At 66.8% G+C, this 21,687-nt stretch carries 20 protein-coding genes and 4 pseudogenes; 16 read left to right on the top strand and 8 right to left on the bottom strand.

Features of this window, described 5'->3' with window-relative positions:
• The first annotated feature begins 30 nt into the window (after positions 1-30).
• The 8 genes from G4Q83_RS19235 (at position 31) to nagA (ending at position 7,617) form a co-directional block, all read left to right on the top strand.
• Positions 31-1,215, top strand: coding sequence for a class I SAM-dependent methyltransferase (locus tag G4Q83_RS19235; RefSeq protein ID WP_128419216.1), 1,185 nt, complete (start codon positions 31-33; stop codon positions 1,213-1,215).
• Positions 1,203-1,619 (top strand): VanZ family protein, encoded by a 417-nt coding sequence (locus G4Q83_RS19230; protein WP_185817450.1) that lies wholly within the window; start codon positions 1,203-1,205, stop codon positions 1,617-1,619. The genes G4Q83_RS19235 and G4Q83_RS19230 overlap by 13 nt, the downstream gene beginning before the upstream one ends.
• 163 nt (positions 1,620-1,782) lie before the next feature.
• Complete coding sequence (locus G4Q83_RS24870; protein WP_425480279.1) at positions 1,783-2,217, top strand: hypothetical protein; 435 nt, start codon at positions 1,783-1,785, stop codon at positions 2,215-2,217.
• A 61-nt stretch (positions 2,218-2,278) separates the two neighbouring features.
• A complete protein-coding gene (locus G4Q83_RS19220; RefSeq protein ID WP_185817449.1) occupies positions 2,279-3,001 on the top strand; it encodes a GntR family transcriptional regulator in 723 nt (240 codons plus the stop codon).
• Between the two features lie 40 nt (positions 3,002-3,041).
• On the top strand, positions 3,042-4,322 hold the full coding sequence (locus G4Q83_RS19215) for a sugar MFS transporter (RefSeq protein WP_128419213.1): 1,281 nt from the start codon (positions 3,042-3,044) through the stop codon (positions 4,320-4,322).
• 42 nt (positions 4,323-4,364) lie between these two features.
• On the top strand, positions 4,365-5,432 hold the full coding sequence (locus tag G4Q83_RS19210; RefSeq protein WP_128419212.1) for a LacI family DNA-binding transcriptional regulator: 1,068 nt from the start codon (positions 4,365-4,367) through the stop codon (positions 5,430-5,432).
• 8 nt (positions 5,433-5,440) lie between these two features.
• The gene (locus G4Q83_RS19205) at positions 5,441-6,469 is read left to right on the top strand and encodes an SIS domain-containing protein (protein WP_128419211.1); all 1,029 of its coding nucleotides are present in this window, start codon (positions 5,441-5,443) and stop codon (positions 6,467-6,469) included.
• Complete coding sequence (gene nagA / locus G4Q83_RS19200) at positions 6,469-7,617, top strand: N-acetylglucosamine-6-phosphate deacetylase (RefSeq protein ID WP_128419210.1); 1,149 nt, start codon at positions 6,469-6,471, stop codon at positions 7,615-7,617. Before G4Q83_RS19205 ends, nagA begins: the two co-directional genes overlap by 1 nt.
• Before the next feature lie 129 nt (positions 7,618-7,746).
• On the opposite strand, the gene G4Q83_RS19195 is transcribed toward nagA, so the two are convergent.
• Positions 7,747-8,085, bottom strand: coding sequence for a VOC family protein (locus tag G4Q83_RS19195; protein WP_211288261.1), 339 nt, complete (start codon positions 8,083-8,085; stop codon positions 7,747-7,749).
• 20 nt (positions 8,086-8,105) lie between these two features.
• On the opposite strand from G4Q83_RS19195, the gene G4Q83_RS19190 reads away from it, so the two are divergent.
• Positions 8,106-8,384: a helix-turn-helix domain-containing protein gene (locus G4Q83_RS19190; RefSeq protein WP_128419209.1), complete on the top strand. Its 279-nt coding sequence runs from the start codon at positions 8,106-8,108 to the stop codon at positions 8,382-8,384.
• Positions 8,378-8,614, top strand: coding sequence for a hypothetical protein (locus G4Q83_RS19185; protein WP_158254968.1), 237 nt, complete (start codon positions 8,378-8,380; stop codon positions 8,612-8,614). Before G4Q83_RS19190 ends, G4Q83_RS19185 begins: the two co-directional genes overlap by 7 nt.
• Before the next feature lie 99 nt (positions 8,615-8,713).
• Here the strand turns inward: G4Q83_RS19185 and G4Q83_RS19180 are convergent.
• The 3 genes and pseudogenes from G4Q83_RS19180 to G4Q83_RS19170 all read right to left on the bottom strand — a co-directional run bounded on the left by G4Q83_RS19180 (position 8,714) and on the right by G4Q83_RS19170 (position 11,406).
• A pseudogene (locus G4Q83_RS19180) lies at positions 8,714-9,495 on the bottom strand (DDE-type integrase/transposase/recombinase).
• Between the two features lie 336 nt (positions 9,496-9,831).
• On the bottom strand, positions 9,832-10,674 hold the full coding sequence (locus tag G4Q83_RS19175) for an MBL fold metallo-hydrolase (RefSeq protein WP_128419207.1): 843 nt from the start codon (positions 10,672-10,674) through the stop codon (positions 9,832-9,834).
• Between the two features lie 369 nt (positions 10,675-11,043).
• A complete protein-coding gene (locus tag G4Q83_RS19170) occupies positions 11,044-11,406 on the bottom strand; it encodes a rhodanese-like domain-containing protein (protein ID WP_128419206.1) in 363 nt (120 codons plus the stop codon).
• A 694-nt stretch (positions 11,407-12,100) separates the two neighbouring features.
• Here G4Q83_RS19170 and G4Q83_RS24865 point away from each other — a divergent pair.
• The 4 genes and pseudogenes from G4Q83_RS24865 to G4Q83_RS19150 all read left to right on the top strand — a co-directional run.
• Positions 12,101-12,541: a thioredoxin domain-containing protein gene (locus G4Q83_RS24865; protein WP_128419205.1), complete on the top strand. Its 441-nt coding sequence runs from the start codon at positions 12,101-12,103 to the stop codon at positions 12,539-12,541.
• A pseudogene (locus G4Q83_RS19160) lies at positions 12,465-12,755 on the top strand (hypothetical protein); the annotation flags it as partial. The gene G4Q83_RS24865 and the pseudogene G4Q83_RS19160, both read left to right, overlap by 77 nt.
• Positions 12,752-12,958, top strand: a pseudogene (locus G4Q83_RS19155) (S46 family peptidase); the annotation flags it as partial. The pseudogenes G4Q83_RS19160 and G4Q83_RS19155, both read left to right, overlap by 4 nt.
• A 113-nt stretch (positions 12,959-13,071) precedes the next feature.
• Positions 13,072-14,111: pseudogene (locus G4Q83_RS19150) on the top strand (IS5 family transposase); the annotation flags it as partial.
• Positions 14,112-14,170: 59 nt separating this feature from the next.
• Here G4Q83_RS19150 and G4Q83_RS19145 read toward each other — a convergent pair.
• The 4 genes from G4Q83_RS19145 to G4Q83_RS19130 form a co-directional block, all read right to left on the bottom strand.
• Complete coding sequence (locus tag G4Q83_RS19145; RefSeq protein ID WP_128419203.1) at positions 14,171-15,712, bottom strand: peptidoglycan-binding domain-containing protein; 1,542 nt, start codon at positions 15,710-15,712, stop codon at positions 14,171-14,173.
• Positions 15,713-15,739: 27 nt separating this feature from the next.
• Entirely contained in the window at positions 15,740-16,240 is a 501-nt protein-coding gene (locus G4Q83_RS19140; RefSeq protein ID WP_185817265.1) for a lysozyme inhibitor LprI family protein, read from the bottom strand.
• Positions 16,241-16,354: 114 nt separating this feature from the next.
• Positions 16,355-18,166 (bottom strand): type IV secretory system conjugative DNA transfer family protein, encoded by a 1,812-nt coding sequence (locus G4Q83_RS19135; protein ID WP_128419201.1) that lies wholly within the window; start codon positions 18,164-18,166, stop codon positions 16,355-16,357.
• 236 nt (positions 18,167-18,402) lie between these two features.
• Positions 18,403-19,812 carry an aminotransferase-like domain-containing protein gene (locus tag G4Q83_RS19130; RefSeq protein ID WP_128419200.1) on the bottom strand — a complete coding sequence of 470 codons (1,410 nt, stop codon included), beginning with the start codon at positions 19,810-19,812 and terminating at the stop codon, positions 18,403-18,405.
• Between the two features lie 130 nt (positions 19,813-19,942).
• On the opposite strand from G4Q83_RS19130, the gene G4Q83_RS19125 reads away from it, so the two are divergent.
• Positions 19,943-20,752 (top strand): PhzF family phenazine biosynthesis protein, encoded by an 810-nt coding sequence (locus G4Q83_RS19125; RefSeq protein WP_128419199.1) that lies wholly within the window; start codon positions 19,943-19,945, stop codon positions 20,750-20,752.
• A complete protein-coding gene (locus G4Q83_RS19120; protein ID WP_128419198.1) occupies positions 20,749-21,669 on the top strand; it encodes a DMT family transporter in 921 nt (306 codons plus the stop codon). The genes G4Q83_RS19125 and G4Q83_RS19120 overlap by 4 nt, the downstream gene beginning before the upstream one ends.
• Positions 21,670-21,687: the final 18 nt, after the last annotated feature.

Raw genomic sequence — 21,687 nt, 5'->3', positions numbered from 1 at the left:
CTGTGCATTGTCCACGCAATCCAGCGCCGCATGCCTATCGACTTTCCCACGCCCGACGCCGACGCGCTCGCCCACAGTGCGCGCCTGGCCGCGCACCTGCGCGCCGAGATCGCCGGCGGCGGCGGGGCAATCCCGTTCTCGCGCTTCATGGAGCTGGCGCTGTACGCGCCGGGCCTGGGCTACTACAGCGCCGGCAGCAGCAAGTTCGGCGAGGAGGGCGACTTCGTCACCGCGCCGGAACTGGGGCCGCTGTTCGCCGCCACCGTCTCCAACGCGCTGGCGCCGGTGCTGCAGCAGCTCGGGCCGCAGGCGCGGATGCTGGAGGTGGGCGGCGGCAGCGGCGCGTTCGCCGAGGTCATGCTCAAGCGTCTGCTGGCGCTGGATGCGCTGCCCGAGCGCTACGCGATCCTGGAGCCCAGCGCCGACCTGCGCGCGCGCCAGCGCGAACGCCTGCAACGCGCCCTGATCCCGCCGGTGTTCGAGCTGGTGGAGTGGCTGGAGCGGCCGTTCGAGGACGACTGGAACGGGGTGCTGTTCGCCAACGAGGTGATCGATGCGCTGCCGACGCCGCGCTTCGTGCTGCGCGAGGGCGAGGTGTTCGAGGAAACCGTGACGCTGGACGGCGAAGGCCGCTTCCGCCGCGGCGAGCAGCCGGCCGATCCGCTGCTGGCGGCGGCGGTGCGGCACATCGAACGCGATCTGCAGGCGCCGTTCGTCGACGGTTACCGCTCCGAACTGCTGCCGCAGCTGCCGTACTGGGTCCAGGCGGTGGCCGGCGGCCTGCGCCGCGGCGCGCTGCTGTTCGTCGACTACGGCTATCCGCGCGGCGAGTTCTACCTGCCGCAGCGCGACGACGGCACGCTGCGCGCGTTCTACCGGCATCGCACCCATGCCGACCCCTACCTGTGGCCGGGCCTGCAGGACCTGACCGCGTCGGTGGATTTCACCGCACTGGCCGAGGCCGGCACCGGCGCCGGCTTCGCGCTGGGCGGCTACTGCACCCAGGCCAGCTTCCTGCTCGGCAACGGCCTGGATGGGCTGCTGGCCGAGGCCGAGGCGCGCAGCGACGAGCGTGGCCGCCTGCGCCTGCGCGAGCAGGTGAAACGGCTGACCCTGCCCAGCGAGATGGGCGAGCGCTTCCAGGTGATGGGCTTCGAGCGCGACGTGTCGCTGGCGCCGGCGTTCCTGGCCGGCAACCTGACCTGGCGGCTGTGATGGCGGCGGTGCGTGCGTTCCGCCGGCCCTGGCTGTGGCTGGGGCTGTGGTGGCTGGGCGTGCTGGTGCTGATCTACGTCTGCCTGATGCCGCAGCCGCCGCAGCTGTCGGACGTGCCGGACAGCGACAAGGCCGAGCATTTCATCGCCTACCTGCTGCTGGCGGCCGGCGCGGTGCAGGTCTATGCCGGGCCGCGCGCCTGGCGTCGGGCGGCGCTGGGCCTGGTGCTGCTCGGCATCGGCATCGAGTTCGCGCAGGGCGCCTGGACCACCACGCGCTCGGCCGATCCGTTCGACGCGCTGGCCGGTGCGCTGGGCGTGGCGGCGGGGATGGCCACGGCGCTGACGCCGCTACGCGACTGGCTGTGGCGGCTGGAGAGCGGCACGGCGCGCGGCCGCCGTTGATGGTCGCCGCGTACCGCGCGCGCCGTGCTGCCGGACCGCGGCCGCGGTCTACGCCATCGGCCAAGATGCGGTTTCCCCGGTAGTGGTGCCGGTGCGCCCGTCGTGCCTGGCATAGCGTGCGCCGGCCCGCGTCGTGCCCGGGCCGGCGCGCGGCGTTCCGCGCGTGCTGCGGCGCGGCCAACTGTTCGCCGAGGAGAATCCGCATGCCGACACGCCGCGCCCCGCGCGCGCTGCGCCTTGCGCATCATCCCCCGTTCGCCGCGCTGTGCCTGGCCGCCATCGCCGCACCCGCCGTCGCGGCCTGGAACGGGATCTGCAACGGCACCGCGACCTGTACCGGCTCGGGTTGTTCCGACGGCGCCTGTTGCTGGATCCGATTCCGGCCGATGCGCAGATCACCGCGCTGAACCCGACACAGATGAACTACGGCGGAATCTGCGCCGCGCTGGCCGGCGCTTGTTTGCAGGTGCAAGGTCCGCGCGGCACTGCCGCGGTGTATGTCACCGGCCTGATGTCTGGTGGATGGACCGGCGGCGGCCGTCCCTGTGGCGCTGACCCGGCGTGCATGCGCCATGGATTGGTACTATATTGGACATGATGAATCCATGCGGTCTGGAGCGAGCGCGATGACCAAGCCCAAGCCGGAGGCCGATCCCAGACTGGCGGGCCTGGCCGTGGACCCGAGCGCGCCGACCCCGTTGTACCTGCAGTTGGCCAGCAAGCTGGTGGAGGCGATCAAGGGGGGGCAATGGCAACCGGGCGAGGCCTTGCCGGCCGAACGCCAGCTGTGCGAGCAGCTGCAGGTGTCGCGGGTGACCCTGCGCCAGGCGGTGGATGCGCTGGTCGAACAGGGCCTGGTCTCGCGCCGGCAGGGCGCCGGCACGTTCATCACCTCGCAGATCCAGCACCAGCTCAGTGGTCTGGCCAGCTTCAGCGAGACCCTGCGCATGAAGGGCCTGGAGCCGGGCACGCGCTGGCTGGAACGGCGCGTGCGCCCAGCGCACGGCGAGGAGATCCTGCGCCTGGGCCTGTCGCCGGACACCGTGGTGGCGTCGCTGACCCGCCTGCGCAGCGCCGACGGCCGGGTGATGGCCTACGAGAAGGCGGTGCTGCCGCAGCGCACCGTGCCCGATCCGCAGGCGATCGGCGATTCGTTGTACGCCTACCTGGACGAGCAGGGCACGCCGGTGGTGCGCGCGCTGCAGTACTTCCGCGCGATCAACCTGCCGGCGCGGCTGGCCGGGCATCTGGGCATGAAGGAAGGCGAGGCGATCCTGCACGTGGTGCGGGTCGGCTACACCCGCGACGGCAGCGCGATCGAACTGACCGACACCTATTGCCACAACGACTACTACGACTTCGTCGCCGAACTGCGACGGTAATCCGCGCCAATCCACGCGCCCTCCCGGAGCCCGCCCGCCCATGACCACCGCACGGCCTGTCAGTCCCTTCGCCTCGATCGCCATCGTCGGCTTGCTGTTCTTCATCATCGGCTTCTTCACCTGGATCAACGGCCCGCTGATCACCTTCGTGCGGCTGGCGTTCGACCTCGACGAGGTCAACGCGTTCCTGGTGCTGATGGTGTTCTACCTGTCGTACTTCTTCCTGGCGTTGCCGTCGTCGTGGATCCTCAAGCGCACCGGCATGAAGAAGGGCCTGGCGTTGAGCCTGGTGGTGATGGCCGCCGGCGCGGCGGCGTTCGGCCAGTTCGCCACGCAGCGCTTCTATCCCGGCGCGCTGGCCGGCCTGTTCGTGATCGGCAGCGGCCTGGCCCTGCTGCAGACCGCGATCAACCCGTACATCAGCATTCTCGGCCCCATCGAGAGCGCGGCGCGGCGCATCGCGGTGATGGGCATCTGCAACAAGATCGCCGGCATCCTGGCGCCGTTCCTGATCGGCACTCTGGTGCTGCACGGCGTCGGCGACCTGGCCGCGCAGGTGCAGGCCGCCGACCCGGCGGCCAAGCAAGCGCTGCTCACCGCGTTCGCCGCCAAGATCCACGCGCCATACCTGGCGATGGCCGGGGTGCTGGTACTGGTGGCGATCGGCGTGCTGTTCTCGCCGCTGCCGGAACTGAAAGCCTCGGAAGTCAACGCCGCGCCGGTCGGCGCCGGCAGCCCTGCGCAGAAGACCAGCATCTTCCAGTTCCCGCACCTGTGGCTGGGCGTGCTGTGCCTGTTCGTGTACGTGGGCGTGGAAGTGATGGCCGGCGACGCGATCGGCACCTACGGCAACGGTTTCCATCTACCGCTGGACCAGACCAAGCTGTTCACCTCGTTCACCCTGGCGGCGATGCTGGCCGGCTACGTGGCCGGCCTGCTGCTGATCCCGGCGCTGATCTCGCAGGCGCGCTACCTCAGCGTCTCGGCGCTGCTGGGCGTGCTGTTCTCGGCCGGCGCCTACCTCACCCACGGCTACGTGTCGGTGGGCTTCGTCGCCGCGCTAGGCTTCGCCAACGCGATGATGTGGCCGGCGATCTTCCCGCTGGCGATCAAGGGCCTGGGCCGCCACACCGAGATCGGCTCGGCGCTGCTGGTGATGGGCATCGCCGGCGGCGCGATCATCCCGCAGCTGTTCGCGGTGCTGAAGCAGCACTTCGATTTCCAGCTGGTGTTCATGCTGCTGATGGTGCCCTGCTACCTGTACATCCTGTTCTATTCCCTGGTCGGCCACCGCGCCGGGCAGGCCACCGTCCGCGGCTGATCCCGCATCATGGGCGCACTTCCCGACATGCAGGGCCGCAGCATGCGCAGACCCACCATCAAAGATGTCGCCGAGCGGGCGCGGGTGTCGCTGAAGACCGTGTCGCGGGTCATCAACAACGAACCGTCGGTGATGCAGGCCACGCGCGCGCGCGTGCTGCACGCCATCGCCGAGCTGGACTACGAACCGGACCCGTCGGCGCGCAACCTGCGCAGCGGCACGCCGTTCGTGATCGGGCTGCTGTACGACAACCCCAATCCGTACCACATCATCGGCATGCAGAACGGCGTGCTGGCGGCGTGCCGCGAGACCGGCTTCGGCCTGCAGATCCATCCCTGCGACTCGACCTCGCCGATGCTGGCCGAGGAGCTGGCCGAGTGGGCCCAGCGCTCGCGCCTGGCCGGGCTGGTACTGACCGCGCCGATGTCCGAGCGGGTGGAACTGGTCGCGGCGCTGACCGTGCGCGGCATCAAGACCGTGCGCATCATCGCCGCCACCGAGGATCCCAAGGACGGCCCCTGCGTCTACGTCGACGACCGCGACGCCGCCTACGAGGTCACCGAGCACCTGATCCAGCTCGGCCACCAGCGCATCGGTTTCCTGTGGGGCGGCACCTCGCACCGCTCCAGCGGCGAGCGCTACGCCGGCTACGAGGCGGCGCTGAAGGACTACGGCATCACCCTGGACAAGCACCTGGTGGTGCCCGGCGACTACACCTTCGACGACGGTTTCCGCGGCGCGCGGCGGCTGCTGGCGCTGCGCGAGCCGCCGACCGCGATCTTCGGGTCCAACGACGAGATCGCCGCCGGCGTGCTCGCCGCGGCCAAGTCGGCGGGCATGAACGTGCCCTACGACCTGTCCATCGCCGGCTTCGAGGACAGCCCGTTCTCGCGCCAGTCGTGGCCGGCGCTGACCACCGCCAAGCAGGCCACCGAGGACATTGCGCGCCACGCCGCACGGCTGCTGATCAGCCAGCTGCGCAGCGACGCCTACGAAGACCATCCGGCCCCGGTGCACAACCAGGGCTTCGTCCCGCAGCTGGTGGTGCGCGGCTCGACCGCGCCGATGCAGCCGCATTCCCGCCGCTCTCCCTCCCCCGATCCCACATGACCTTGCCCATGGCGCTGCCTTCCGAAACCGAAACCCTGATGTTCCGCGAGGCCGCGGACACCGCCGCCGTCGTCGCCGCGCAGTTCGCGCGCAACCAGGCGGTGGTGAGCGCGCTGGCCGCCGCGCTGCGCGCCGATCCGCCGCCATTCGTGGTCACCTGCGCGCGCGGCAGTTCCGACCACGCCGCGACTTACGCCAAGTACCTGTTCGAGACCCAACTCGGCGTGGTCACCGCCTCGGCCTCGCCGTCGGTGGGTTCGGTGTACTCCACCCCATTGCAGTTGCGCGGCGCGCTGTACCTGGTGATCTCGCAGTCCGGCAAGAGCCCGGACCTGCTGCGCAACGCCGAGGCGGCCAAGGCCGCCGGCGCGCGCGTGATGGCGCTGGTCAACGTCGAGGATTCGCCGCTGGCGCAGCTGGCCGACACCGTGATCGCGCTCGGCGCCGGCCCGGAGAAGAGCGTGGCGGCGACCAAGAGCTACCTGGCCTCGCTGGCGGCGATCCTGCAGCTTGGCGCGCACTGGAAGCACGACCCGGCGCTGCTCGCCGCACTGGACGCGTTGCCGCAGGCGCTGCGCGCGGCCTGGCAGGCCGACTGGCGCCCGCTCACCGACGGCCTGGTCGACGCGCACAACCTGTTCGTGCTCGGCCGGGGCCTGGGCCTGGCCGCCGCGCAGGAAGCGGCGCTGAAGTTCAAGGAAACCTGCGGCCTGCATGCCGAGGCCTACAGCTCGGCGGAAGTGAAGCACGGGCCGATGGCGCTGGTCGGCCCCGGTTTCCCGGTGCTGGCCTTCGCCCAGCCGGACGAGACCGGCGCCGGCACCCGCCGCCTGGCCGAGGAGTTCCGCGGCCGCGGCGCGCAGGTCTGGCTGGCCAGCGCCGACGGCGACCTGCCGTTGGTCGCCGCGCCGCACCCGGCGTGCGCGCCGCTGCTGACCATCCAGAGCTTCTACCGCGCGATCAATGCGCTGGCGCTGCGCCGCGGCTACAACCCGGACCTGCCGCCGCATCTGAACAAAGTGACGGAGACGGTGTAATGACGACGACGACGGCGCTGCGCAATGCGCGCGTGCTCGGCGAGGACGGATTCCTCGATGGCGTGGGCGTGCTGCTGGACGGTGGGCGCATCGCCGCCGTGCTCGACGACGGCGACGCGCGCGTGGCCGCGGCGCCGGTACAGCTGGACCTGGGCGGCGGCACGCTGCTGCCGGGCTTCATCGACCTGCAGGTCAACGGCGGCGGCGGCGTGCTGTTCAACAACCGCACCGACGTCGCCGCGCTGCGCCGCATCGGCCAGGCGCACCGCCGCTACGGCACCACCGGCTACCTGCCGACGCTGATCAGCGACGACGTCGAAGTGATGCGCGCAGCGATCGCCGCGACCCGCCAGGCCATCGCCGAGGGCGTGCCGGGCGTGCTCGGCATCCACCTGGAAGGGCCGTACCTGGCGCCGGCCCGCAAGGGCACCCACAACGTGGACAAGTTGCGCGTGCCCGATGCGCAGGAACTGGCGCTGGCCACCTCGCTGGACAACGGCGCCACCTTGATCACGCTGGCGCCGGAGCGGCTGCCGGCCGCGAGCATCCGCACCCTGGCCGCGGCCGGCGCGCGCGTGTTCGCCGGCCACACCGCCGGCAGCTACGACGAGATCCGCGCCGGCGTGGATGCCGGGGTGTGCGGTTTCACCCATCTGTACAACGCGATGTCGCCGCTGCAGGGACGCGATCCCGGCGCGGTCGGCGCCGCGCTGGAGGACCACAACGCCTGGTGCGGCTTGATCGTCGACGGCGTGCACGTGCATCCGGCCAGCCTGCGCGTGGCGCTGGCGGCCAAGCCGCGCGGCACGCTGTTCCTGGTCACCGACGCGATGCCGATGGTCGGCGCCGACAGCCCCAGCTTCGACCTGTACGGCGAAACCATCACCGCGGTGGACGGCGTGGTGCGCAACGCCGCCGGCGCGCTGGCCGGCTCGGCGCTGGACATGGCCAGCGCGGTGCGCAACAGCGTGCAGTGGCTGGGCGTGGGCCTGGACGAGGCGGCACGCATGGCCTCGCTGTATCCGGCGCAATGCCTGCGCCTGGCCGACCGCTACGGCCGCATCGCGCCCGGCTACCAGGCCGATCTGGTGCTGCTCGACGATGCGCTGCAGGTGCGGCATACCTGGATCGCAGGGACGATGGCGTAGCGGCAGCGCACGCGCACGATGCCGGCTGAGCCAGGTGTGTGCACTCAGTCCTTGGACTGGAACAGTTCGATCAGCATGCCTTCGTTGTCGCGGATGAAGGCGAACCGATCGCCACCGTCGCCCGGCGCCTCACTGGGCGGCCAGGCGATCTCGACGCCGGTTGGTGCGCAACTCCTCGACGGTGCGGTCGAGATCCTCCGCGGCGATGGCCAGGTGGTTGATGTCGCCGAGCCTCGGATTGGTGCGGTTGTGTCGGCGTTCCGCCGCCATCGGTGCGGCGCCTGCGGACTGGATCCGTTCGATCCGCAGGCGTCCCTGGCCGACGAAGACGGCCTCGGCGCCGGGAAACGCGAAAGCGCGCATTCGCTGCAAGCCGAGGCGCTTCGCGTACCAGTCTGCGCTCGCCTGCAGGTCCTGCACCGCGACGCCAACGTGATGAATGCCGGTCATGCCCTTGGTCTTGGTCATGGGTGTGCTCACTTGCGTTGATGGAGATGTCGTTCGGTTCGGAAGTCGGGCCGCGTTGTTGGCGCCCTTGCGATCAAGGCGAAGCCGCACTACCAGCGTTGATGACCGGCCCAAACGCGCATCGCCTGATCGGCATGCCGAACAATGACGACCTGCCGCGGTTGGACGATCTGTCGGTCTTTCTGGTCGTCCTCGACGCCGGCGGATTCCGAGCGGCGTCGAAACGGCTGGGCCTGTCGCCCTCGACCGTCAGCAACCGCGCGCCCAGCTGGAAGCGCAGTTGGGCGCGCCGTTGCTGATTCGTACCACCCGCAGCGTCATGCCGACCGAGGTCGGCCGCACGCTCGCGCGCCGGCTCTCCCCGCTGTTTTCCGAAGCGCGCGCGGTACTGCAGAATGTTCCCGCTTCGCACCGGGACGTGCGCGGACTGTTGAAGTTGAATGTCACTGGCGCGGTGATGGTCGACTGGCTGCATCCGCACCTGCACGCTGGTGCGCTGCTCCCGGTCCTGCCGGAGTGGTGGCCGTAGTTCGAAGGGCCGAAGCTGTACTTCTCCAGTCGGCTGATGACCGCGCCTTCGTCGACTTCGTCCGCAACCGGGCGGTCGGCACCTAGTCTTACTGTGTCACTAGGTGTTCAGTCCCGGCATTGGATGGATCGGGTCGACCTCGAACCGGGCGGGTTCGGATGTCCACTGTTTGCGAATGAATTCGTACGGCGTCAGCCCCTTCAGGGTCTTGAGCCTGCGGCCGAAGGTGTAGGCATCGATGTCGGCTAGGTGCTGGCGCAACTGCGCGCGATCGCCGTCGTGGAAGCGTTTGAGGGTGGCTTCCTCGATGGTCCGGTGCATCCGCTCGAGCTGCCCGTTGGTCCACCGATGTTTGACCTTGGTCAATCGGTGTTGGATGCCGTGCTCCTGGCAAAGGCGACCGAACATGTGCTGGAAGGCGTATCGGTCCGTGCGATGGCGGGTGAACTGGATGCCGTTGTCGGTGAGCACCGTGTGCAGGGCGTAGGGCGCCGCCTCGATCACATTGCGCAGGAACTGCGCTGCCGTCAGCTTGTCGGCTCAGGGATGGAGTTCGGTGAGCGCGAACTTGCACGTTCGGTCGATGGCCACGAACGGATAGAGCTTGCCCTCGGCTGTCTGCACCTGTGCGATGCCGATAGGGAAGCAGCCGATGGGGCCGCTCTTGAACCGCTGCTTGGCAGGCTTGTCGCCCTCGATCTCGGGCAGCGGGCAGACGCCATGGCGCTGCAAGCAGCGATGCAGCGAGGAGCCAGTTTGGCGACCGCCTTCCGATGGATCCCGTCGCGCTTGGAAAGCGCTCTCAGGCTCTCTTGACTCTATTGCATCGCTCGACCGATCGCCTCTGTCGTGGCGGCGCTCCCGTGCAGAACCTGGCCCATCGTGCTTGCTTCCAGTCGAGGGGAAGGAGTGCACCATCAAAGCCTGGGGTCAAACACCATGACGATCCCATTGCTTCGTGGGTTGTCGAAAGGATGCTTTACTTATGACACAGTAGAACTAGGACGGCATCGCCGCCTACTGCCATCCGGATCACGAGGTCGGCCGCGGCCGGGTGGAAGGCCTGAACAACAAGATCCGGGTCATCCCGCGCAGTGCCTATGACTACCGCGATCAGGACTCTCAGGCTCAAGATCATCGCCAGCTTCCTGCCGCCGCTATCCGAAAACGCCCGTTTGCACCCACACTGATCCGCGAAGACCCGTTTTTTTACGGCCTCAACCCTTGCAGCGCGGTTGCGGCGACAGGTCGTCGGTGCGGCCCGCCTGGATGTTGGCGCGCACCGAGGGCTGCATCAGCCGCGGCTCGGCCAGCGTCGCGTCGCGCGCCTGCCGCAGCGCGATGAACTCGGCTTCGCCGACCCCGTCGCGCACATGGATGTTGTCGCGCCGCTGCGCGCCGATGCTGGTCTCGCAGGCGACTGCGCGGCCGCCGGCGCCGTAGTCGTGGCAGACGAACACGCGGGTGGATTCCGGCAGCGCGTACAGCTTCTGGATCGAGCGGAACAGCGTCGCCGCGTCGCCACCGGGGAAATCGCAGCGCGCGGTGCCGCTGTCGGGCATGAACAGCGAGTCGCCGGGAAACAGGGCATCGCCGATCAGGTAGGCGACGCTGTCGCCGGTATGCCCGGGCACCGCGATCACCTGCGCGGGCAGCGCGCCGATCGTGAAGCGTTCGCCGTCGGCGAACAGGTGGTCGAATCCGCAGCGCGTGTCGCGGCCGTCCGCGGCCAGGCCGAAGTGTGTCGCGAACCGTGCGCGCACCTGGACGATGCCGGCGCCGATCGCCAGCGTCGCCTGCGGCCAGCGCCGCTTGCACCACTGCGCGGCGGAAACATGGTCGGCATGGGCGTGGGTTTCCAGGATCCAGCGCAGTTGCAGGCCGCGCGCCGACAGCCGCTCGGCCAGGCCGCGCACCGGCGCATCGCGCAGCGCGGCGGTGTCCGGGTCGAACTCCAGCACCGGGTCGATCAGCGCGGCGTCGCGGCCGTCCTCGACGAGATAGCTCCAGGTGCCGGAACCCGCATGGTGGAACGGGTGGACGTGCGGGACATGGTTCATGGGCTTGCCTCGACAGGGAGCGCGGGGGCGACGCTGCAGTGGATGCCGCGCAAGGTGCCGAGAAGGCGCTGTGCCGGGTCCGGGACCAGCGAAAACGAACAGTGGATGGTCCGCCCGGCGCGGCGGGCCGGCGCCGGGTGCTGCGCCGGCGCCGGCTGGCGCGGTCGCGCGCGCGCGTCGGACGCGCCCACGGGATGTCCGCGGTCCGCCCGCCGGCATGGCCGCCGCCGCCGCTCGTGGCCGCACGCCTGTAGCCGGCGCGTGGCCACGCCGGCATGCGCAAGCTGCCGACCATTCTCAATGCCGCTGTCCGCTCCAACGCTGCTTGGGACGATTGCCTTCATCGCGCTTGACTTCAGAGACGGTGACTCAGAAGGCGACCGGCCCGCCGGCGGCGGTCCAGCCGAGGAAACCGCCGCTCAGCGGGTGTACCGCGCTGTAGCCCAGTTGCTGCAGGCTGAGCGCGGCCAGCGTGGCGCGGCCGCCGCTGGCGCAGTACAGCAGGATCGGCTGGTCGCGGCGAGCCAGCGCCGGATCGGCGTCGAGGCGGAATTCGAGGATGCCGCGCGGGATGTTGATCGCGTCGGGCAGGTGGCCGGTGGCGAACTCGCCGGGCTCGCGCACGTCGATGATCCATTCGCCGGGCAACGGCGTGGCGGCGGCGTCGGTGGCGACTGGGTGGCGCTGCGGGCACGCCCGCTCGACCAGGGCTTGGGCGGAGGACTGGGGCATGGGGACTCCGGTGGATAGACGCCAGTTATGATATCCGTTCGCGCCAATGCGACATTCGAGATGCCTCGCGCGGCCGGCGCTGGTCCCGAGCGGGGCCGGTGGCCTGCCGCCCGGACGCGTCCCGGAGCACTGCACGAAGGCGGCGTTCCGGGCGATCGTGTCCGCCGCGCGTGACGCCCGCCGCGACTGGGTGCCACCCGCCACCTGCCGGCATGGCGCATCCACGCGGCCTTTGTGGTGCAGGCGTGGAGTCGGCGTTCCTGGTGGCGGCTTCCTGGAGACCTGCATGGGCATCGGCGACCCGATCCGGGTCACCCCGGGCTGGACGCGGATGTCGCATTCCGCCTCCAGGTCGGCGCAACCGCTCCGGCGCCCTGATCGGGCGACACGGCCGTGCCGCCGTGCCGCCCGCGCGCCCGATCCCTCGCGCGGTGTCGCCGACGGCTCGGCGGCCGGCCTGCTGCGCGGGTGCAGGCGGCGCGGTCGCGCGCAGCGCCGCCACGCCGATGCGCCACGCGGGCGGCTTGCGGCGCATTCCGCGGACAGCAGTCGCACGGCAGCGGCCCGGCGGCGACCGGGTCGGGCGGTGCCGCGTGGCCACCCGGGGCGCGCGCCAGGACATCGGCATGCGGCGCGCGGCCAGGGACGCGCAGCGCTACGCGCCGCCCGGCGGCAGCGCATCGGGGGCCGGTGCGTGAGCGAGCCGCTGCGCATCGCCTGCCCGCACTGCCAGGCGCTGAACCGGGTGCCAGGCGCGCTGGCGCCGGCGCCGCACTGCGGGCGCTGCCATCGCGCGCTGTCCGGCGGCGCGCCGCTGGCCTTGACCGCGGACACCTTCGCCGCCCACGCCGAACGCAGCGACATTCCGTTGCCGGTGGATTTCTGGGCGCCGTGGTGCGGCCCATGCCGGACCATGGCCCCACCGTTCGACGCTGCCGCCGTGCCGCTGGAGCCGCACATGCGCCTGGGCAAGCGGGACACGCAGGCGCCGCCGGCACTGGCGGCGGGCTTGGGCATCCGCAACATCCCGACGTTGGCCTTGCTGCGGCAGGGCCGCGAACCTGACCCTGGTGACGGCGCAGAGCACCCACAGCGAGGAGCGCGACAAGCAGGTCAAGAAAAACGGCCTGTATAGCGGCGGCGGTTTCAGCGTGACGTTGGGTACGAGCAAGCAGACCGACACGCTCCACGCCACCGAAGTGAGCCACAGCGGCAGCCTGGTCGGCAGCACCGACGGCGCGGTGACGATGACCGCCGGCAACATGGTGGCCATCACCGACAGCGACGTGCTCGGCAAGACCGGCGCCGCCATCGTCGGCAAGGACGTGACCATCGCCGCGGCCGAGAACCGATGGGCGCGTTGGTGTCGCTGGGCGGCTGCATCGCCAGCGTCGTGTCGCCGCAGGGCCTGGCGGTGACCAACCACCACGGCGCCCATGGCGCGATCCAGCTGAACTCCACGCCGCAGAAGGACCTGATCGGCGACGGCTTCAGCGCGGCGAGCGCCGGCGCGGAACGCAGTGCCGTTCCGAACGCGCGCATCTACGTAGTCAGCCCTGAAGAACCCAGCAGCGCCCTACATGGCAAGCATTGGCGCCTCCGGAAGGCATGTCTGGATTGCCAGTTTTGGTTAGGCTGAGCGCGGTTTTCTTGCACTTTCCGAGCATGCGCACACCTCGTCCGGCCGTTGAAGTTCGTCTTGCCAAGGACCTGTTCCGTTCCCGTCTGGAGAACCAGATCGATCTGCGTCATCCGCTGGCGTAGTAGGCCAGGAAGCTGCCCTGGCCGGCCCAGCAAGCCTTGTTGGCGAGCCTTCCGGCCGATCCGGTGCGGGTGGCCGTCCGGCCCTGCCGATCCGGCTGATCGCCGGGCTGCTCTACCTCAAGCACGCCGACGACCTGTCCGACGGACAGGTGTGCGGGCGCTGGCTGGAGAACCCGTCCTGGCAGTTCTTCACCGGCGAGGTGCTCTTCCAGACCCGGCTGCCGTGCGATCCCAGTGCGCTGGTGCGCTGGCGCCAGCGCCTGGGTGAGACGGGAATGGAGGAACTGCCAGCACAGGCGATCAATGCAACCAAGGCCATGAAGGCGGTCGATGCGCGCCAATTGTCGCGGGTGATCGTGGACAGCACGGTGCAGGAGAAGGCCATCGCCCATCCCACCGACAGTGGCCTGCTGGAAGTGGTCCGCCGCAAGCGGGTGCTGCTGTGCAAGCGGCATGGGTTAAGCGGCGGCAGAGCGATGAGCGCGAAGGGCCCGGGCTGAGCCGGCAGGCTGGCCGCTACGCACACGCCAAGCAGTTCAAGCGGAGGCGGCGGAGCCTGCGCCGGCAGCGCACGGTGCTGGGTCGGGTGATCCGGGACATCGGGCGGAAGCGGGAGACGCTGGAGAACACCGCCCAACAACAGATGACGACATGGCTGGAGCGTGCCGAGCGGATCTGGCGCCAGCATCCCAAGGACAAGCACAAACTTGTACGCCCTGCATGCCCCTGAAGTGGAGTGCATCGGCAAGGGCAAGGTGCGCAAGCCGTACGAGTTCGGGGTGAAGGTGGGCATCGCGGTGACGGCGACCCAGGGCTTGATCGTGGGTGCGCGCAGCTTCCCGGGCACTCCCTACGACGGCGACACACTGACCGAGCAGATCGAGCAGGCGCGCACGCTGATGCAGGACGCCGGCGCGCGCGCCAAAGTAGCGATCACAGATTCATCGATTCATCCTGAGTCAGGATTTCTTATCTTGGTCTTCGAGGCCGGCGCTACTTCTTATTGCCGCTGCGTATTGATCTGCGCATTCTGCGTCTGGGCCATCATCTGCGCCTGCTGCTGGTCGTATTGCTGGATTTGCTGAATGGATTGCTCTGGTTGAGGCGGCCGGGCATTTAAGTCGACGAGCACCGGAGTTGACAGGAGGCTCAACCCAGCGAAGCCGATCTTCATGTTCGCCTCGTCCAAATAGACTGTGGAGAGATTGTCGGCGGTGATTCTATTCGAATGACAGGCGGCGGTGAACTGCAACAGACGGTTTTCGGATGTGTCGGGGATGCGCCGATGCAGTTCGCAGTACAGCGCGTGATTCGGATTGTCTGGATTGCGCGGATCGTTGTCTGAGGACGCAGGTGCTGGGTTGGCCGACTGTGATGCCGGAGATTCGATGGCCTGCCCATGACGTTGCCGTTGGACGGCTTTCAGGGTGGTAGGCCCAGCGATCCCATCCTGTTCCAAGCCGTGATCATGTTGGAAGGCTCTCAATGCAGCGTCGGTATCACGGCCAAAATCTTTGTCCGGATGCAAAGGACGGCCGCGACTGTCGGTATAGCCAAGGGCGGCCAAGTCAGCCTGCAATGTGCCGACGGCCTCGCCGTGGGAACCTAGCTTAAGCACGCCATTAGCGGGGTGATTTTGATCATGTGTACGAGTGGATTGGTTTACCGCTTTTAAAGCCTCCTTAATGTCCGAGTCGTTACTTTCTTTAGAAGGATCGTAGGTCAAGCTACTTACTTTAACGTGAGCCCTGTCTAAAATTTCCTTCTTGCTCGGGTCGTTGTATATGTTTTCGTATTTCTCAGCCAAAGCGGCCGCCTTGGGGGCATCATAGTAACTATGTCTTTTTTTAATATCATTGGCGGTGTTTAATACGTCCTGATAATCCCCTCCTTTATCCATGATATCTTTGTATTTTTCTAATTGCGATGGCATTTGATTGGCCGTTTTCGCAAGAATGTTGATTGTTTCAAAATGGCGATCTGTTTCAATATTTTTCCCGTGCTTCTCAAGAATGGACATCGCCGTTTCTGTCGCAGCCTTGATTTGCGGGTAATCAATGTTTTTATGAACCCATTGCTTACCCTCTGGTGAAGCGGCCCATGCATTAATGCTGTCGCGGGTATCTTCATCGATGAAAGAAATTTTAGATCTGCCACTTTTCCCATTGCCGTGACTAAGCAAATCGCTACGAAGTTGGGGGAGATCGCCAGTAAATTTCAAGTCATGTTTTTTTGCATAAGTGTTGGACTGGTCGATGATCGCATCAACATACGTTTTCTCGCCCTGCTTTAAAGAAGTGTTTTCGACGGCACCGACAGGCCATGTTCCGCGCTGACCCAAATCTACCTGAATCGCTCCGAAGGTGTAACCGCTGTTTGCTATAACATTGTTGGCATCGCCCCATCCGGGATCGGATGCGCCAGAGGTAACGCCGGCAATCGATAAACGATAAGAGGATGGCCCTCCTTCAGTGCCGCGGCCCACGACAAAATAAACTGACCCTGCTAAAGAATTATGGTCGCTAGTATTAATATTCGGCATGATAATTCTTCCTATGGCGCGGAAACGTTAGTTTTTTCCCGCCAGATCCAGGTATTTTTCCAAGGTATTGGCTCTTTCACAAATGCGGAAAATATCATTCTCGCCTTGTTGTAGATTGTCAATTTGCTCGTCGCCATATAATAAATTTTCAAGGGTTTCATCTTTGGTCTTTGAATCCAGCCATGCTCTTTCGGCTTCCACTAATCGCATTTTGGTTTTCCCATCTAGTACATTGAGCAGAGCCTTGTATGATTTATTCAATCGTGCATCTTGATATTTTCTTTCGCTGGTCATGCATGCGGCAATCTCAATATTGTCTGAATTTGCTTTGTCAACGCATGAAAAAAAATTGGACGTAATCCCTGGAGGCGAGTGATTCCTTATGGATTGACTGTTCGATGCATTACATGCCAAAGACAGAAAAAACAATGCGAATACGGAGGTGGATTTGTTGATTTTCATAGACATTGTGCCCATCATATTGAAAAATGCGCCTGCCCTTGGGGCTTGAATTTTTCCGTTCGTCATATATGCTGTCTTCGAAAATTTTTCGGACTTCCTGCTAGCCATGAAATTTTTATTTATTGCTCCATGAATATCGTAATTTGCGTAGCGCGATGCATTATCTTGATGGTTTTTCGCTCATTCCCGCAGTGCGGCAACGACTTTCTCGTTCCGTGCTCGTATAATATCTTTCTGGGTTTCAACTTGCCGTGAACTTTGCACCACCTTTATCTTGGCCGGCGGAAACGCTGCGCGCGCTTTGAACTCCTTGTCTTTGAAAAACCAGTTCTTCTGTGCCAGGATCGGCTTGCTCCCTTCGTAGAAGATCAATTCGTCGTCGCTGGGCAGTTCCTTGATTTCCTGAGGCAGGAACAGCGCCCGCTTCTCCTCTGTATAGCTGATGGAGACCTGGCTCGTACCCCGGCCGCTGCTACGACTGCGTTGCTGCTTGCGGATCGTCTTGTAGCCCAGCATTTCGCTGTACTCGTTAGCGTCGCTCTGCTCTCGCGGTGCGAACACAACCTGCGCACCATGATTGGTGATGAAGTTCTGCGCGTCGTTGTCGCCATAGGTGGAACGTAGCTGCGCGCGGCTTTGCACGATGCACAGGTCGCGCACGCCATAGCTGGCCGAAATGGAGATGCGCTTGGACCACACGTCCACCCGGCCCATCGCCGTGAACTCGTCCATCAGCATCAGCATCTGGTACTTCAGGTCCGGCTCCTCACCCAACTGCTTGCCGAGGTTGTTGCCAATCAGGCTGCTGAAGAAAATGTTCAACAGTTTGCTGCTCTCGTCCAGCTTGTTGGTCGGAATGATCACATATAGCGTGGTTGGCCGCTTGCGCAGGCTCAGAATGTCGATGTCCGTGGCGTTGCTCGCCGCCGCCAGCGTCGGGCTGAGGAACTGCTGCAGCGGCGCCTGCATGGTGGCAATGACCGAACTGAATGTCTGCTCAGCCAGCCCCGCGAGGTTGCCGAACACGGTGCGCGTCTGCGGGCTGATGTAGGTGTATTTGGGACTTTTGAGGATGTCTTGCAGCATATCCAGGGTGCTTTTGCCGTTCTCGCCGCTGGAAAAGCGGAGGATGCGTTCAAGACTGGGGAACTTCGGCGAGGCATTGATGTGGGGGAATAGCTCTTCCGGTGCCTTCCAAGCAATGAGTTCGTTGATGTTGTGATCCCATACTTCAAACATGTAGGACGCAAAGGCGCTAAACGCGGCCCGACTTTGGCTTGTCCAGAACGGATCCTTGCCTTGTTCGTCCGGATACAAGATCGCGGCGATGGTCTGGATTTCGCCAAGCCGCTTGCCGGGCGTCATCCACGCCAGCAGGGTCATGGGATTGAAGCGGTGGGTCATGCCCGCGTCGTCGTACGGCGCCCATACCCGAATGCGATGCCCCTGTGCTTGGCGCCATCCGCTGGTGGCTTTGTGCAGTTCCCCCTTCAAGTCCAGCACCACCATCGAGTGCATATATGACAGCAACACCGGGATGGCGATACTGGTGGTCTTACCGGAGCGGGTCGGGCTGATGGCGATCACATGCTGGGCGCCACCGAGCCACAAGTAGCGGCCTTTGTATTTGCCGATTAGGATACTTTGCGGGGTTTGCTTGAGCAGACCGGCTTTTTTCAGGTCGCGCATATCCGCAAACCGCGCATCGCCATGCGTAGACTGGGGCTGGGACTTGAACAGCTGCGCCAACAGGATGCACCAGACCAATAGAGGTGCGCCAAACCCGACGGCGCCGGCCAGCTTGATCTTGCCGGAAAAGGGCATGAACTGCGGTGTATCCATGACTTGGACGTATTGCCACCATGTGTCCCATGCCAGTGGCGCACTTTTCAGGCCCAGCAGTCGCAAGACGAGCCAGTCTGAAAAATAAAGGCCGCCGATAAGGGCTGCCAGAAGTAACATTAATGCAACACCAAGCTTGCGTTCGCTCATTCCTTTGGTCTCCATGTGCGTGGTCAACTCGGTGCTGGTAAGCCTCCAGCCCAAGGCCGACCTCCGTTTGTGAAACTGTAGACTTAGCGGCCGTGCCTCAACGCCGATTCGTCTCATTGTTCCTGTCGAATGTAATCGCTCTGTTCTTGTTCGGTCAATTCGGGGCGATGCTGGAATAGGCAGTGTTCGCTTCCTGACTTTGCGAATACTGCAGCCAAGGCCCATTGGGGCATCGCCTAGCGCGGCAGCCGCGCGGCCAGCCTGCCCAGCCGCCGCATTGCCCGCTCCAAGGTCTCGCTCCATGGCTGGCCGCAGCTCAGGCGCAGGTGGTCGGCGTAGTCGCCGCGGCTGGAGTACAGCTGCCCGGGCGAGGTGCCGATGCCGTCGGCCAGCGCCGCCGCGAACAACGCCTGGCCGCTGCCGCCGTCGGCCAGCTGCAGCCACAGCGACAGCCCGCCGGCGGGGTCGCCGACCCGAGTGCCGGCCGGCCAGTGCCGCATGATCGCCGCGCGCAGGCGCTGGCCGTTGTCGGCAAGGGTGCGGCGCAGCTTGCGCAGGTGCCGTTCCAGGTCGTGCCGGGCCAGGTAATCGGCCAGCGCCAGCTGCGGCAGGCTGGCGCCGCCGACGGTGGAGAAATACTTGGCGCGGACCAGGGCGTCGGTCCACCCGCCGCCGAGCAGCCAGCCCACGCGCAGGCCGGGCGCCAGCACCTTGGAGAACGAGCCGCAGGTGATCACGTTGCCGTGGGTGTCGAAGTGACGCAGCGGGCGCGGCCGCTGCCCGGACCAGTTCAGTTCGCCGTAGATGTCGTCCTCGATCACCACGGTGCCGTGGCGTGCGCAGCTGTCGAGCAGGGCGCGCTTGGCACTGTCCGGGGTGAGGCTGCCGAGCGGGTTGTTGAAATTGGGGATCAGCACCGCCGCGCGCGCCGGGGTGCGCTGCAGCAGCGCATCCAGGCGCACGGCGTCGATGCCGTGGCCGGCGCGGTTGGGCACCTCCAGCACCTTCAGCCGCAGCGCCGCGACCGCCTGCAGGATGCCGTGGTAGGTCGGCGTTTCCACCAGCACCACGTCGCCGGGTGCGGTCAGCGTGCGCAGCGCCAGACTGATCGCTTCCATCGCGCCGGCGGTCACCACGACTTCGTCCGCCGCCACCGTGGTTGCGCAATGCGCGTAGCGCTGCGCGATCTGCCGGCGCAACGCGGCGTGGCCTTGCGGCGGCGCGTAGTCCAGTGCGATGCCGCGCTGGCGGCGCAGTTGCCGCGACAGCGCCGCCGCCAGTTGCGCGGCCGGCAGCAGCGCCGGCGCCGGCGTGGCGGTGTGCAGCGGCACCAGATCCGAGCGTGCGAGCATGTCGAGCACGCCCTGCAACGCCGGGTTGTCGACCATGCCGGGCGTACGCCGCCGCGCAGGTACCGCGGCCGCCGGCAGCGGCGCCGCGGCGGAACGCACGAAGTAGCCCGAGCGCGGCCGCGCCTGCACCCGTCCCTCGCGTTCCAGCTGCAGACAGGCCTGCACCGCGGTGGCAGTGCTGATGCCGCGGCTGGCGGCCAGCTGCCGGATCGACGGCAGGCGCTCGCCGGCGCGCAGCGTGCCGCGCTCGATCTGCTGGCGCAGCTGCGCGGCGAGCGATTCGTACAAGAGCATGCGTGGTGCCTTATCTGTATCGGTCCATTTACAGCGTATCTGAATCTGTAACGGTCGCGCGCCGCGCCGCACACTGCGTCCCGCGCCGGCCGTCGCGGCGGCGTTTTTCTTGTCCGCTGCGAGGCCGGTCATGCCGCTTTCCGTGTTCGTCGTCGATGCCTTCACCTCGGTCCGTTGCAAGGGCAATCCGGCTGCGGTGGTGCCGTTGCAGGCGTGGTTGCCGGAAGCGCTGATGCAGGCCATCGCCAGCGAGAACGACCTGTCGGAGACCGCTTTCTTCGTGCGCGCCGCCTGCGGCGCGTTCGATATCCGCTGGTTCTCGCCGCTGAAGGAAGTCGGCTTCTGCGGCCACGCGACGCTGGCCAGCGCATTCGTGATCGCCTCCCAGCGGCTGGCGCCGTTCCCGCTGCGCTTGCGTGCGGCCGCGGTCGGCGAACTCGCGGTGGCGATGCTCGCTGACGGCAGCTTCGAGATGCGTTTTCCGAATCAGGCGCCGCTGCTGCTGGAGGTGGTGCCGCAGGCCGTGTACGACGCCTTGTCGATCGCGCCGCAGGCGGTCTACGCCAACCGGCAGGCGTACATCGCGATGTACGTCGACGAGCGCCAGGTGCGCGACGTGGTGCCAGACCTGGCGCGGATGCTGGCGCTGGCGCCCCGCGATGTCGCGGTCACCGCGCCCGCCGCGCCCGCCGCGCCCGGCAGCGACCACGATTTCGTGTCGCGCTATTTCTGGCCGGCCAACGGCGGCACCGAGGACCCGGTCACCGGTTCCATCCATGCCGCGCTGGCGCCGCTGTGGGCGCAGACGCTGGGCAAGCCGCAGCTGACCGCGCTGCAGGCATCGGCGCGCGGCGGCGAACTCGGCTGCCGGGTCGAGGCCCAGCACGTCTACGTTCGCGGCAGTGCGGTGCAGTCCCGGCACGGGACGATTGCGTCGTGAGCGCGGCCGCCGCCGTTCCCGCCGGCGTCGTGCGGCACGCGCTGTGGCAATTGCTGGTGGCGGAAATGCTGATCGGCTCGGTTGGCGTGTTCGTCCACGAGAGCGGGCAGGATCCGGTGACCGCGGTGTTCTACCGCTGCCTGTTCGGCGCGCTGTTCCTCACCGTCTGCGGCCTGCTCGGCGGCCAGCTGCGCGGGCTGTGGCGCGCGCGCAGGTTGCTGCGCGACGCTGCGCTCAGCGGCGTGCTGCTGGTGTTCAACTGGGTGGCGCTGTTCGCCGGCATGGCACGCTCGTCGATCGGCGTGGCGACGATGGTCTACCACGTGTTCCCGTTCGTGATGTTGATCCTGGCCGCGGTGCTGCAGGGCGAGCGCACGCGCCGCACCGACCTGGCCTGGACGCTGCTGGCCTTCGTCGGCGTGGCCTGCTCGGCGGACCCGGCCAGGCTCTGGCACACCGCCGACCGCGGCTATCTGCTCGGCATCGCGCTGACCCTGCTGGCGGCGTTGTTGTGCGGTGCGTCGCTGTTGATGTCGCGGCGGATCAGCCGCGAGCAGCCGCTGGCGGTGGTGACGGTGCAGTGCTGGGTCGGCGCGCTGCTGCTTGGCGGCTTTTCCAGCAGAGCCGCACTGCATGCGGGCCCGCACTGGCTGTGGCTGGCGGGACTGGGAGTGATCCACAGCGGCATCGTCTACGTGTTGTTCTATTCGGCGTACCGGCACCTGCAGGTGGCGACGATCGCAGTGCTGGCCTTCGTGTACCCGCTGGTCACGTTGCTACTGGACTACCTGCTGTACGGCCACCGGCTGGTGCCGGTGCAATGGCTGGGCCTGGCCCTGATCGTGCTCGGCACGCTGGCGGTGAACCTGAAATGGCGCTGGCCGCGCCCTGCCGCGGCCGGCAATGCGGCGACCTAGGCGCTACGCGGCGGGGGG

The organism is Xanthomonas theicola (assembly GCF_014236795.1).
In the GTDB taxonomy this organism is placed as follows: Bacteria; Pseudomonadota; Gammaproteobacteria; order Xanthomonadales; family Xanthomonadaceae; genus Xanthomonas_A; species Xanthomonas_A theicola.
Note: the sequence above shows the minus strand (reverse complement) of the source record. Positions and strands in the feature narration are given on the sequence as shown.